Annotated in this window: 13 protein-coding genes; 1 reads left to right on the top strand and 12 read right to left on the bottom strand. The window is 67.7% G+C overall.

The annotated features are described in order from the left end of the window. Positions 1 to 4: 4 nt before the first annotated feature. Genes parC through CMO28_RS08525 form a run of 3 tightly spaced genes read right to left on the bottom strand, consistent with a single transcriptional unit; the run spans position 5 to position 4,025 of the window. The gene (gene parC, locus CMO28_RS08535; protein ID WP_296712430.1) at positions 5 to 2,323 is read right to left on the bottom strand and encodes a DNA topoisomerase IV subunit A; all 2,319 of its coding nucleotides are present in this window, start codon (positions 2,321 to 2,323) and stop codon (positions 5 to 7) included. Then, entirely contained in the window at positions 2,320 to 3,108 is a 789-nt protein-coding gene (gene recO, locus CMO28_RS08530) for a DNA repair protein RecO (RefSeq protein ID WP_296712428.1), read from the bottom strand. Before recO ends, parC begins: the two co-directional genes overlap by 4 nt. Further along, positions 3,105 to 4,025 carry a LysR family transcriptional regulator gene (locus tag CMO28_RS08525; RefSeq protein WP_322111310.1) on the bottom strand — a complete coding sequence of 307 codons (921 nt, stop codon included), beginning with the start codon at positions 4,023 to 4,025 and terminating at the stop codon, positions 3,105 to 3,107. The genes recO and CMO28_RS08525 overlap by 4 nt, the downstream gene beginning before the upstream one ends. A 94-nt stretch (positions 4,026 to 4,119) precedes the next feature. Between CMO28_RS08525 and CMO28_RS08520 the strand changes: the two genes are divergently transcribed. Further along, positions 4,120 to 5,103 carry an NAD(P)H-binding protein gene (locus CMO28_RS08520; protein ID WP_296712422.1) on the top strand — a complete coding sequence of 328 codons (984 nt, stop codon included), beginning with the start codon at positions 4,120 to 4,122 and terminating at the stop codon, positions 5,101 to 5,103. On the opposite strand, the gene CMO28_RS08515 is transcribed toward CMO28_RS08520, so the two are convergent. The 9 genes from CMO28_RS08515 to pyrE form a co-directional block, all read right to left on the bottom strand. Continuing rightward, positions 5,076 to 5,600 carry a hypothetical protein gene (locus tag CMO28_RS08515; protein WP_296712419.1) on the bottom strand — a complete coding sequence of 175 codons (525 nt, stop codon included), beginning with the start codon at positions 5,598 to 5,600 and terminating at the stop codon, positions 5,076 to 5,078. The genes CMO28_RS08520 and CMO28_RS08515 overlap by 28 nt on opposite strands. A 15-nt stretch (positions 5,601 to 5,615) precedes the next feature. Further along, positions 5,616 to 6,230, bottom strand: a complete 615-nt coding sequence (locus tag CMO28_RS08510) for a hypothetical protein (protein ID WP_014745116.1) — start codon at positions 6,228 to 6,230, stop codon at positions 5,616 to 5,618. Beyond that, the gene (locus tag CMO28_RS08505; RefSeq protein ID WP_062763417.1) at positions 6,220 to 6,843 is read right to left on the bottom strand and encodes a MotA/TolQ/ExbB proton channel family protein; all 624 of its coding nucleotides are present in this window, start codon (positions 6,841 to 6,843) and stop codon (positions 6,220 to 6,222) included. Before CMO28_RS08505 ends, CMO28_RS08510 begins: the two co-directional genes overlap by 11 nt. Before the next feature lie 285 nt (positions 6,844 to 7,128). Beyond that, positions 7,129 to 8,205: a GTPase Era gene (gene era / locus CMO28_RS08500; RefSeq protein WP_296712415.1), complete on the bottom strand. Its 1,077-nt coding sequence runs from the start codon at positions 8,203 to 8,205 to the stop codon at positions 7,129 to 7,131. Continuing rightward, entirely contained in the window at positions 8,202 to 8,930 is a 729-nt protein-coding gene (gene rnc, locus CMO28_RS08495; RefSeq protein WP_014745113.1) for a ribonuclease III, read from the bottom strand. Before rnc ends, era begins: the two co-directional genes overlap by 4 nt. Before the next feature lie 69 nt (positions 8,931 to 8,999). After that, positions 9,000 to 9,800, bottom strand: coding sequence for a signal peptidase I (gene lepB, locus CMO28_RS08490; RefSeq protein ID WP_082828424.1), 801 nt, complete (start codon positions 9,798 to 9,800; stop codon positions 9,000 to 9,002). Then, complete coding sequence (acpS, locus tag CMO28_RS08485; protein WP_296712406.1) at positions 9,797 to 10,228, bottom strand: holo-ACP synthase; 432 nt, start codon at positions 10,226 to 10,228, stop codon at positions 9,797 to 9,799. The genes lepB and acpS overlap by 4 nt, the downstream gene beginning before the upstream one ends. 4 nt (positions 10,229 to 10,232) lie before the next feature. After that, the gene (locus tag CMO28_RS08480) at positions 10,233 to 11,024 is read right to left on the bottom strand and encodes a pyridoxine 5'-phosphate synthase (protein ID WP_296712403.1); all 792 of its coding nucleotides are present in this window, start codon (positions 11,022 to 11,024) and stop codon (positions 10,233 to 10,235) included. A gap of 72 nt (positions 11,025 to 11,096) precedes the next feature. Further along, positions 11,097 to 11,699: an orotate phosphoribosyltransferase gene (gene pyrE, locus CMO28_RS08475; protein WP_296712399.1), complete on the bottom strand. Its 603-nt coding sequence runs from the start codon at positions 11,697 to 11,699 to the stop codon at positions 11,097 to 11,099. Positions 11,700 to 11,754 lie beyond the last annotated feature (55 nt).

Here is an 11,754-nt window from a genome sequence, read left to right as displayed (position 1 = left end):
ACGCTCAGTCGCCGAACCGGTTGTCGCGCGGGAAGCCGTTGGGGGCCAGCGCGCCCGGGCCGCCCCGGGCCTTGGTGATCCAGCGCGCCAGTTCAGGCATCAGCACCTTGCGGGTCTGCGGCCCCCTCTGCCAGGACAGGCCATCCTGCGGCTCCACCAGCTTCAGGCCCCGCACATCCGACGGACCGCCCTGGCGATAGGTTTGCAACCGCACGCCCTTGCCCCGCGTCATATGTGGCACCTGATCGATGGGATAGATCGCAAGCTTGCGGTTCTCGCCCACGATGGCGAGATGGGTCGCATCGGCGTCGATCCGGCGCACGAGCTTCAGCTTCTGTCCCTCGCCCGGCACCAGCACCTGGCGGCCGGTGCGGGTCTGGGCAACGGCATCCTCGGGCTTCACCATGAAACCGCGGCCGTCGCTCGCCACCAGCAGCAGGTCGCCCGGGGTTCCAGCCAGTGTCAGGGTCACGATCTGGGCGTCGGCTGCAAGATCCACCATCAGCCGCAGCGGCTCACCGAAACCGCGGCCGGGCGGCAGCTTGTCGCCCTGCAGCGTATAGACCCGGCCGTCATCGGCGAAGACCAGGATCCTGTCGGTCGTCTGGGCCTCGATGCGCAGCGCCTCGGCGTCACCCTCCTTGAAACGCAGCTCCTGGTCGGGCCCGATATGGCCCTTCATCGCCCGGATCCAGCCCATGGTCGACAGCACGACGGTGATGGGCTCGCGCTCGACCAGTGCCTCGATCGAGACCATCTCGGTCTTCGGCGCCTCACCCGGCGTGGTCCGTCGGCGACCCAGTTCGGTTTCGGGGCCGAAACGCTTCACCAGATCGGCAAATTCCACATCCAGCGCATCCCGCTGGCGGCCTTCATCGGCGAGCAACCCTTTGAGCTTCTTCTGCTCGGTGGTCAGCTGCTTGCTTTCGCGCTCGATCTCGATCTGCTGCAGCTTGTGCAGGGCGCGCAGTCGCATGTTGAGAATGGCTTCGGCCTGGACCTCGGTCAGCTCGAACCGCGTCATCAGCCCCGCCTTCGGCTCGTCGGCGGTGCGGATGATATGGATGACCTCGTCGAGGTTCAGATAGGCGATCAGCTGGCCCTGCAGCACTTCCAGGCGCCGGGCGATTTCCGAGAGGCGGTGCCTGGTGCGCCGGCGCAGCACCTCGATCCGGTGCTCGATGAAGGCGGCCAGCACGCCGCGCAGGCTCATCACCTGTGGCACACCCTCGGCGTCGAGCACGTTCATGTTCAGGCTGAAGCGGTTCTCGAAATCGCTCTGGCGGAACAGGCTTTCCATCAGCAGAGCCGGGTCGACATCGCGCGAGCGCGGCTCCAGCACGATGCGCACGTCTTCAGCCGATTCGTCGCGAATATCTGCCAGCAGCGCCAGCTTCTTGGCGGTCAGCAGCTCCGCCACCCGCTCGATCAGCCGGCCCTTCTGGACCTGGAACGGAATCTCGGTGACGACGATCTGGTAGCGGCCATGGGCCAGATCCTCGCGATGCCACCGCGCCCTGACCCGGAAGCCACCACGGCCGGTGGCATAGGCCTCCGCGATCGAGGCCTTGCTCTCCACCAGCACGCCGCCGGTCGGAAAGTCGGGGCCCTGAACATGGCTCAGCAGTGTTTCATGCGGGCAGTCGCGATAGCGATCCTCGGGGCGGATGGCCGTGCCGTCGGGGAAGTCCCCGTCGGTCTTGCGATGGCCCAGCATCATGCGTGCCGCCTCGGCCAGCTCGGCGGCGTTATGCGGCGGGATGCTGGTTGCCATGCCGACCGCGATGCCGGTCGCGCCATTGGCAAGCAGATTGGGAAAGCCCGCCGGCAGCACCACGGGTTCCTCGTCGGTGCCGTCGTAATTGGCACGGAACCCGACCGTGTCGCGATCAAGATCCTGCAGCAGCAGCATCGCGACCTCGGTCAGCCGGGCTTCGGTGTATCGCATGGCCGCGGCATTGTCGCCGTCGATGTTGCCGAAATTGCCCTGGCCGTCGACCAGCGGGTAGCGGAGCGCGAAATCCTGCGCCAGGCGGACCATGGCGTCGTAGACCGCGGTGTTGCCATGCGGATGGTATTTACCGATCACGTCGCCGACCACGCGGGCGCATTTCTTGAAGCCCTGAGCGGGATCGAGCTTCAGCTGCCGCATGGCGTAGAGCAGCCGCCGCTGCACCGGCTTCAACCCGTCGCGGACATCGGGCAGCGAGCGCGAGGTGATGGTCGACAGGGCATAGGCAAGATAGCGCTCACCCAGCGCGTCGGCCAACGGTACGGTCTCGATCAGCCCCGCATTGTCCGGGCTTCCGGTCTCGTCGCTCATCGGATCTCCATCGGGTTGGTGCCGTCTGCGGAGGATGGTCCCCGGCCGCTCCGGCGCGCCAGCCGGTCGGCCAGCGCGATCCTGAGCGGCGGCACGGGCTGGCCGGCACCGGAAAACAGGTGTCGATCGAGGAAGTAAAGGGTCAGACGCAGGCCGTCAACGATCTCGGCGACCTCCACCGCATCCAGCGGCAGGCTGCCGGTCATGAAGCCCGGCAGGGGGAGCAGCCGCCCGGCCCAGGGCGCGCCAGCCGCCCGCGACACCGCCCGGCCGGAGCGGGGAGAGACATGGCTCAGATCCTCGGTCACCCCCGTCAAGGCACAGCTGCCGAGGTCAAGCCCATAGCCCAGATCGGCCAGAAGATCGCGCTCCAGCAGCACGAACGCGGCCGCCCAGACCGTTTCAGGTGCATGTTCGATGGCCGCGATCAGGGCGGCGGTCCGTTCGAAAAGCCCGCCGATGCGCAGCCGGTCGGGCAGGCTGCGATCCAGCACCGCCGACAATGCACCAAGGGCCGTCAGTCTCAAGCCGTCGTCGATCAGCCGTCCGGCCGGTTCATCCAGCGCCTCGATCGTATAGCCGCCAAGCTGATCGTCCAGGCGCCCCCGCCAGGTGACCAGCAGCCGGTTGCCCGGCTCGATCGTGCCGCGCATGCGCCGCCCTGCCCCGCCGCGAACCAGCCCCTGATGCCGCCCATGACCGTCGGTCAGGGCCGACAGCACGACATCGGCCTCGCCATGGCGACGGGCGGCAAGCACGATGGCCTCCTCGGTCCACTCGATCATCCGGGCTCTCCCGCCGCGACATGACGACGAAGCCCCGCCACCAGGGCATCGAAGACGACCCGGCAGCGCGGGGCCCGGCGCAGGTTCTCGTGCATCGCAACCCAGGTGTCCAGCACCAGCCCGTTCACCTCGGGCAGTATGCGGACCAGCTCCGGGCTTCGACGGGCGACGGCCAGCTGGCAGAAGCCAATTCCGGCCCCGGCCCGGATCAGCGCCAGCTGCGCCAGATCATTGTCGGTCCTGAGCGCGAAGCGGGCGCGGGTGAACCCGGCCAGCCCCTGCGCCGCCGCACCGGCCATAAATCGCCGGACTATGGCGGTTTCGCGGTCGAAGCCGATCAGCCGATGCCGTTCCAGATCCGCCGGCGTGCGTGGCATGCCGTGGCGCTCCAGATAGTCGCGGCGGGCATGCAGCCCCAGCGGCACAAAGCCCACGCGCTGCGCAACCAGCGCCTCCTGCATCGGCGCGACCATGCGCACCGCAATATCGGCGTCGCGGCGCAGCAGATCTTCCACCGTGTTCGACAGCACGATCTCGATCGTCAGGCCCGGATGGGTCTCCTGCAGGGCGGCCAGAATCGGCGGCAGAACCTCGACCCCGATCACCTCGCTCGCCGTCACCCGTACCGTGCCGGCCACCTCCGCAACCGATGCAGAGGCCGCCCGCAGCAGGGCCGATGCGGTCGCCTGCAGGGTTTCGGCATAGGGGCCGAGTTCGAGTGCCGCCGGCGTCGGCATCAGCCCGTGCAGAGAGCGTGTGAAGAGCTGCTGACCGACGGCCTGTTCCAGTGCATCGACATGACGCCCGACCGTCGGCTGGGCCAGCCCCAGATGGCGGGCGGCGGCCGACAGCGACCCTTCCCGCAGAACCGCAAGAAAGGTGCGATACAGATCCCAGCTCGGGTCATCCATGGCCATACATGGAAGTATAGCTGCCATAGAAACCTCGTCAATTTTCTGGCAGTCGGATCGGGGGGATGCTGGGGCCGTCGCCATCAGACGGAGCAAAGAGATGAGCATGAGCGGTCAGGCCCTGGTCCTGGGGGCCTCGGGCGGAATCGGTGGAGAGACGGCGCGGCAACTGGTCGAGGCGGGTTGGCAGGTCCGGGCCCTCAGCCGCCGCGCGACCTCGATGCCGGTCACACCGGGCGTCACCTGGGTGTCGGGTGACGCCATGTCGCCGGACGATGTCCGCCAGGCTGCGGCGGGGTGCAACCTCATCCTGCACGCGGTGAACCCGCCCGGCTATCGCGACTGGCACCGGCTGGTGCTGCCGATGATCGATGCCAGTATCGCCGCCGCCCACGCCGTCGACGCCACCATTCTGCTGCCGGGCACCATCTATAATTATGGCACCGATGCCTACCCCATCCTCACCGAAACATCCCCGCAGCACCCCGATACGCCGAAAGGTGCCATCCGCACCGAAATGGAGCGCCGTCTCGAACGGGCGGCAGATAGTGGTGTGCGCAGCATCGTCCTGCGCGCCGGGGACTTCTTCGGGCCCAGGCCCGGCAACAACTGGTTCTCGCAATGCCTGGTACAGCCCGGCGGGCCGGTCCGTCGGATGATCCACCCCGGCCGGCCGGGCATCGGCCATCAATGGACCTATCTGCCTGACATGGCCGCCACCTTTTTGCGCCTGGTGGCGATCCGCGACCGGCTGCCCGCCTTCACCACCCTGCACATGGCGGGTCATTGGGACCCGGACGGCACCGCCATGACCGCGGCAATCGCCCGGGCCGTCGGCCGGCCGGTCAGGACGATCCACCTGCCCTGGCGTTTGCTTGGCCTCGCCGCGCCGTTCGTGCCGCTGATCCGCAATCTGCGCGAGATGCGTCATCTGTGGCAGATCCCGATCCGGATGACCAATGACCGGCTGCGGGGGTTGATCGGCGACGAGCCGCACACGCCGCTGGACGAGGCCGTCCGTCGGACCCTGACCGGTCTCGGCTGCCTGCCCCGGGCTCAGACGTCCCAGCCGGGATGGCGATAGATCATCGGCCCGTCATCCTCCTCCTCGGGGCCGCGCTTGGGCGGCGGGGCCGGCTGCGGGGCCGCGTAGAAGCGGGGCTCGCGCCGGTCCCAGGTGGGTTCATAGGGCGAGCGCATCTTCAGCCCGTTCTGGTTCTTATCGGCATCGCGCATCGCGTTCTGCAACTGCTGGGCCTGTTTCAGGTCCCACGGCAAGACGTAATAGCGCGGGATATTGCCGCCCTCGGGCTGGATCCAGAGATAGATCCCCTCACCCTCTCGTATCACGGAGCCCAGCCCCGTGGCCTCGCCCGCCCCTTTGTCGAGCCATTCCATCGTGATCGGCTTCGGCTGTGACAGCAGCGTCGTGAAGCCAAGATAGGCTGCGGGCAGCAGCAAGGCCGTCAGCCCGATGGCGGCCATCCGGACCGGCAGGCGCCGGGGCGCCCAGATCGCAAGCGTCGCAAGCAGGGCGGTGATGCCGGCTGTGGCGGCGAAGACATAGACGACATCGTTCATGCGTCTCTCCTTCCCTCACCCGCGATTGCTACGCAGGCGCTGATACAGGCTGTTGACGCTGTCCGGCACCAGCCGCGCCTTGTCGTCGAGCCGGAACCGCATCGCGGTGATTTCCTCGCCCTCGCGGTTCAGCGCCACCTCGGTCGCCAGGATCTGCCGGGCCGAGGACTGCTGGTCGCTCTTGACGCTGGCGACGACCTTCACCCGCACGGGCAGCTGCCGGCTCTGATTGCGGAACAGATGGACGTTCACGATGTACTCGCCCGGCGGAATGCCGCGGCTGTACGAGACTTCGTGATTGCTGTCGGTGGCGTCGCCATAGCGGCCGAGATCGTCACGCAGCAGGTTAAAGATCACCCCGCCCTTGTTGGAATAGCCGACCGGCACATCGCCCGGCGCCTTGACCCAGAGGTCGACATCGGTATCGAGATCGGCTTCCCACAGCGCCTCGACGATCACATTGCCGGGTGCTGTGACTTCCGCCTGATCCTGTTTGCGCGGCGGGTTGAGATGCGGCAGCAGCAGGATGACCACAGCCACGAAACCGAGCAGGGTGAGCGTGATGACGTCGCGAAAGACGGTTCCCGCGCCATCGTCACCATCGGGTTTGAGAGGGTCGTCATACAGCATCGCCTTCACCCCGCGCGACAAGATCCGCGACCAGGGTGACGGTGCCGCCCGCAAGGATCTGATAGTTCAGCCGAAGCCAGATGTGCAGGATGCTGCCGACCAGCGTCGTCCAGAGAGCGATCGCCATGCCGTCGAGCAGCTGGGCGACCATCGGCCCGACCGCCGAGACGTCGGCGACACGGTTCTGATCAACGCCCGACAGCGCCACGATGAAGCCCACCACCGTGCCGATCAGGCCCAGCAGAACCAGGCTGTCGGCGATGTAGCGCACATTGGATGCCCGGGCGTAGAGCTTGGCCTTCAGCCCTTCGGCCACCACCGGGCGGCGTGCCTCGGGCACGCGGGTCAGCGTCGCAAGATAGGCGGCGACCCGGCCGTTCTTTGCCGGCTGAGCCCGCTTCAGATCGTTCAGGCCGTCGCTGATCTGGATGATCCGCCAGGCACAGAGCGTCAGGCCGACCAGAAACACCGCAAAGATCAGAACCGAAATCCGGCTCGAATCCGAGGCGAGCACCCGGTCGATCCAGCCATGGACCCAGGCCATGGCCAGCCCTGCTGCCGCCACCATGTTCACCAGCAGGAAACGATAGATCAGAAGATAGCGATGATGCATGCAAACCACCCCCTCGGACACGCGCGCCGCGGGCGCGGGTCTGGCCGCGCCATCGGCGTGGGACGGGGGGCGGGATCGGGGGCCGGCCGGGCGTGTCCGGCCCGGCGGGCGCTTGCGCGCACATCACCGGACCGGCAGCCGGATCGGCGCTGCGGGGTCCATGAACCGGACCGGGACCTCTCGCAGGAAACCCGCCCTCCTTTTCAGGAGGTGGTCGGGTACATGCGAGTGATCAAGCCGTTATTGAATGCTGCAACATCAATCCCTTGAGGGGATCCGGTGCGGTCAGCGGGGGTAGTCGAGGTTCATCTCGCGGTAGCGTTCGGGATCGTCGGCCCAGCTTTCGCGGACCTTCACGAACAGGAACAGGTGCACCCGGCGTTCCAGGATCTGCTGCAGTTCCGTCCGCGCTGCGCTGCCGACATGCTTGATCGTCCGCCCGCCGGCGCCGAGCACGATCTTGCGATGGCTCTCGCGCTGGACATAGACCACCTGATCGATCCGGGCGCTGCCGTCCGGCTTCTCGGTCCAGGCTTCGGTCTCCACCGTCAGCGCATAGGGCAGTTCCTCATGCAGGCTCAGGAACAGCTTCTCGCGGACGATCTCGGCGGCCAGGAAGCGGAGCGGCACGTCGCTCGCCTGATCTTCCGGATACATCCACGGCCCCTTGCGGGCGATCGCGGCCAGGGCATCGGCCAGATCGTCGACGCCAGACCCGTTCTCGGCCGAAATCATGAAGATCCGGTCGAAGATGCCGAGCCCGTCCACCTCTGCCGCCAGCGGCAGAAGCTTCTCGCGCGCCAGCAGGTCGACCTTGTTCAGCACCGCCCAGGCGCGGCGCCCTTCGGCCTTCAACCCGTCCACGATCAGCCGCACGTCGTCGGTGATGCCGCGCTTGGCGTCGATCATCATCAGCAGCCCGTCGCCCGCATCGCCGGCACCGCTCCAGGCGGCCTGCACCATGGCCTTTTCCAGCCGGCGCTTGGGCCGGAAGATGCCGGGGGTGTCGATGAACACCAGCTGGGCCGGCCCGTGCATCGCGATGCCGACGATCCGGCTGCGGGTGGTCTGTACCTTCGGACTGACGATCGAAACCTTGGAGCCGACGAGGCGGTTCACGAGCGTCGACTTGCCCGCATTGGGCGCCCCGATGACCGCGAAGAAGCCGGTCTTCTGCTCGTCGACCGGCACCGAGGCCGGAGCCTCGGGCGGCGGCAGCATGTCGAGGCCGTCGTCTTCGTCCTCGTCGTCATCCCAATCGTCGTCGAGATCGGAGGCGAGCCCGCCTTCCTGCAGGTCCTCGTCGCGGATCTCGTCTTCGGCGGGCGTCCCAGGGGTCTTGCCGGGGGTTTCAATCGTCATTTCTGGTCTCCACCGCGCCCCTCGGCGCGGCTCAGCAGGCTTTGGGCCGCGGCCTGCTCGGCAATGCGCTTGGAGGCACCGGTGGCCTCCTCGGCGCCGAGCCGTGCCACCTGGGCACGGACGCGGAAGGACGGGGCGTGATCCGGGCCTTCACGGCCGATCACGGTGTAGACGGGCGCCTCAAGGCCCCGCGCCTGCGCCCATTCCTGGAGCGCGGTCTTCGGGTCCTTGGGCGGACGGAGGTCTTCCTCCATCAGCGGCGCCCAATAGCGTTCGACGAAGCGGCGGGCGGTATCGAACCCGCCGTCGAGATACAGGGCCGCGATGACCGCTTCGCAGGCATCGGCAAGATTGGCCGGGTTTCTGCGGCCACCGCTGTCGTCTTCGCCCCGCGACAGACGCAGATAGCGGCCGAGCGACAGCATCTCTGCCACCCGCGCCAGGCTCTCGCGTCGGACCAGGGCTGCGAAGCGGCGGGCAAGCGCGCCTTCGCTCTCTCCCGGGAAGCGGTGATAGAGCTGGTCGGCCACCGCCAGCCCAAGCACCCGGTCGCCCAGGAACTCCAGCCGCTCGTAATTCAGCCGGACCCGGCCATTGCGATCGCGACCGCCGCCATCGACGCTCGGATGGGTCAGGGCCGCTTCCAGCAGCGACGGGTCGTCGAAGTCGTGGCCGATCTCACGCGCGCATTCCGCAAGCGTGGTGGCCTGGCGTTGTTCATCCATGCCGTCGTCCGCGGCCGGCCTCGACCGCCGCCGCCCTCATGCCTCTGGTCTTCTTCACCCGGCTCATCCTCAACCCACGCCGTCCAGCAGGCGCGACCAGCGGATGGCCGACGGCCACTTCCACACCTGCCACCACGCAGCGCTGTCGTCGATCGAGAAGAACAGCACTTCGGCCCGGCCGATCAGGTTCTCCTCGGGCACGAAGCCCACGGCCGACAGAACACGACTGTCCTGGGAGTTGTCGCGATTGTCGCCCATCGCGAAATAATGCCCGGCCGGAACGGTATAGACCGGCGTGTTGTCCAGCGCGCCATAGGGCGTCTGGTCCAGTGTCTCGTAGGACGGGCCGCCATCGGGCATCGTCTCGACATAGCGCGGGATGCGGATCTCCTGACCGCCCGGGCCCGTCTCGACGAAATCCTCGATCCGGCGCCGTTCCACGGCCGTGCCGTTGATATGCAGGATGCCGTCGATCACCTGGATCCGGTCCCCCGGCAGGCCGACGATGCGCTTGATGTAGTCGACCGAAGGATCGGTCGGCAGGCGGAAGACCGCCACATCGCCGCGCTTCACCGGGCTCGACAGGATCCGGCCCTCGAAAAGCGGCAGGCTGCCCGGAAAGGAATAGCGGCTGTAGCCATAACTGTACTTCGACACGAACAGATAGTCGCCGACAAGCAGGGTCGGTTTCATCGACCCGGACGGGATGTTGAACGGTTCGAAGGCGAAGGACCGGATCACCAGGGCGAAGAAGACGGCGATGACCACCGTCTTCACCATCTCGCCGAAACCGCCCGAGCGGTCTTCGGCTGCCCGCGGCTTGCGGTTCCGCGGATTGTCGCCGTCCGTCCGGCTCGTGTCGCGCGTCACGTTGAACTCCCGTCTTGCGCCGAGATATCCGGCACGGCGCTGATGATCACGAGCGCCTGAGCATATGGATATTCGTCGGTCAGCGTCAAATCGATCTTCGGAAGGTACCCCGCCGGAACCAGTTGCGCCAGAAGGCGTTCAGCCCCGCCGGTCAGCTGCAGGGTCGGCCTGCCGCCGGGCAGGTTCACGACGCCGATATCCCGCCAGGCCACACCACGATCGAGCCCGGTTCCGAGCGCCTTGGCCCCCGCCTCCTTGGCGGCGTAACGCTTGGCATAGCTGTCCGCCCGGCGCACACGTCCGTCGGACAGGTTTCGCTCCGTCACCGTAAAGCAGCGATGCACGAAACGGTCGCCGAAGCGGTCGAGCGTCTTCTCGATCCGCCGGACGTCGACCATATCGATCCCGGTGCCGATGATCCGCATCATAAGGTCAGTCGGCCCCGCGTGTCGCATGGCGCCGCGCCTGCCGGCGAGCGGCGTCGATCAGCCGGCGGGTATGGCGCACGGCCTCTTCGATACCGATGAACAGCGCTTCGGTGATCAGGAAACGGCCGCAGGTGATGCCCTGGATATGCGGCAGCCCGGCAATCGGCGCCAGCGTCGAATAGTCCAGGGCGTGGCCGGCCTGCAGGCCAAGGCCGATCCCGTGGGCGTGGCTGGCGGCATGGCGGATCTGCTGAAGCAGCGGTGCCCGCAATTCTTCGGCGGCTTCGCCATAGAATGTGGTGTCCAGCTCGATGCCGCGAATGCCCGAGGCCTGCACCTGATCGATCGCCTCGATCTCGGGCGCCACCAGCGCCAGCACCGGCACGCCGGCTTCGTGGAGGCTGCTCGCCACCTCGGCCATGCGCGCGACATCGGCCTCGGGTTCGGGCAGCAGCATCACCGCCGCGGGGTTGAGCGAGGTGACCCAGGCAACCCGCGCCGGGTCGGGACGCATCTCCAGCGTCAGGGGCACGCGGGCACGTTCGGCGATGCGGCGCACATCATCAGCGGTGATCAGGCCGCTGCCGTCATCAACACGCAGAACCACACTGTCGGCGCCGGCCTTCACCGTTGCCTCGGCCAGCCGCGCCATATCCGGGCGCTGGCCGTCGCCCGCCTGACGAAGCAAGGCTGCATGATTGAGCCGGAGCCCCAGGCGGAGCGGCCCGTCGCCACGCCGGCCGCCATGGGCCTGCAGGGGTGCGGACCAGGCCGCGAGCGGTCGGTTCTGGGTCACTGGCTTGCATTCCTTCTCGTGCTTTGGTGCCGGGGAGACAGGATCCGCCCGGCACCGGAAGCGGCCCCGCGCTCAGGCGAGGCCGCGGCTGCCCGGCTTGACGGCAGGCAGGGCCGCGAGTTCAGGCGGAAGATCGTTCGGGTCATAGCTCGGGACGTCGAGGCCGGTGAGCGACACCAGCGGCACCCCCAGATCGACCTTGCCGGCCGACCGGTCGATCAATGCCGAGGCGGCGACCACGCGCCCGCCGGCCGCCTCGATCGCCGCGATGCATTCCCGGCTCGACTTGCCGGTGGTGACGACGTCTTCAGCCATCAGCACCCGCCAGCCCGCCTCGATCGCGAAACCGCGGCGCAGGGTGAAGCTGCCGTCCACCCGTTCGGTGAACATGGCCGGCACGCCAAGCTGGCGGGCGACCTCGTAACCGACGATCACGCCCCCCATGGCCGGCGACACCACGCAGTCGATGCCGCCGCCGGCGATGGTGCCGTCGGCCAGCCGCGCATTGATCCGCTCCGCCAGCGCCCGGCACAGCCGTTCGCCCTGGACGGGATGCATCATGACCCGCGCGCACTGCAGATAGCGCGGGCTGCGCAGGCCGGAGGACAGGATGAAATGGCCTTCGAGCAGCGCGCCGCAGGCGCGGAACACGTCCAGGACTTCTTCGGTGTCCATGGGTCGGGCGAACTCCGTGATAGGGATGCGTGGAAGCCGCGCATCGCCCGAGCGA

Origin of the sequence: Tistrella sp., assembly GCF_002684955.1 — a bacterium.
Taxonomy (GTDB): Bacteria; Pseudomonadota; Alphaproteobacteria; order Tistrellales; family Tistrellaceae; genus Tistrella; species Tistrella mobilis.
The sequence above is the reverse complement of the archived record's forward strand: the minus strand, read 5'-3'. Positions and strand labels throughout refer to the sequence as shown.

What these genes read in the sequence shown, in the direction of transcription:
- parC (WP_296712430.1), bottom strand. Translation starts at nt 2,323, where the DNA reads ATGAGCGACGAGACCGGAAGCCCGGACAATGCGGGGCTGATCGAGACC.
- recO (WP_296712428.1), bottom strand. Translation starts at nt 3,108, where the DNA reads ATGATCGAGTGGACCGAGGAGGCCATCGTGCTTGCCGCCCGTCGCCAT.
- CMO28_RS08525 (WP_322111310.1), bottom strand. Translation starts at nt 4,025, where the DNA reads ATGGCCATGGATGACCCGAGCTGGGATCTGTATCGCACCTTTCTTGCG.
- CMO28_RS08520 (WP_296712422.1), top strand. Translation starts at nt 4,120, where the DNA reads ATGAGCATGAGCGGTCAGGCCCTGGTCCTGGGGGCCTCGGGCGGAATC.
- CMO28_RS08515 (WP_296712419.1), bottom strand. Translation starts at nt 5,600, where the DNA reads ATGAACGATGTCGTCTATGTCTTCGCCGCCACAGCCGGCATCACCGCC.
- CMO28_RS08510 (WP_014745116.1), bottom strand. Translation starts at nt 6,230, where the DNA reads ATGCTGTATGACGACCCTCTCAAACCCGATGGTGACGATGGCGCGGGA.
- CMO28_RS08505 (WP_062763417.1), bottom strand. Translation starts at nt 6,843, where the DNA reads ATGCATCATCGCTATCTTCTGATCTATCGTTTCCTGCTGGTGAACATG.
- era (WP_296712415.1), bottom strand. Translation starts at nt 8,205, where the DNA reads ATGACGATTGAAACCCCCGGCAAGACCCCTGGGACGCCCGCCGAAGAC.
- rnc (WP_014745113.1), bottom strand. Translation starts at nt 8,930, where the DNA reads ATGGATGAACAACGCCAGGCCACCACGCTTGCGGAATGCGCGCGTGAG.
- acpS (WP_296712406.1), bottom strand. Translation starts at nt 10,228, where the DNA reads ATGATGCGGATCATCGGCACCGGGATCGATATGGTCGACGTCCGGCGG.
- pyrE (WP_296712399.1), bottom strand. Translation starts at nt 11,699, where the DNA reads ATGGACACCGAAGAAGTCCTGGACGTGTTCCGCGCCTGCGGCGCGCTG.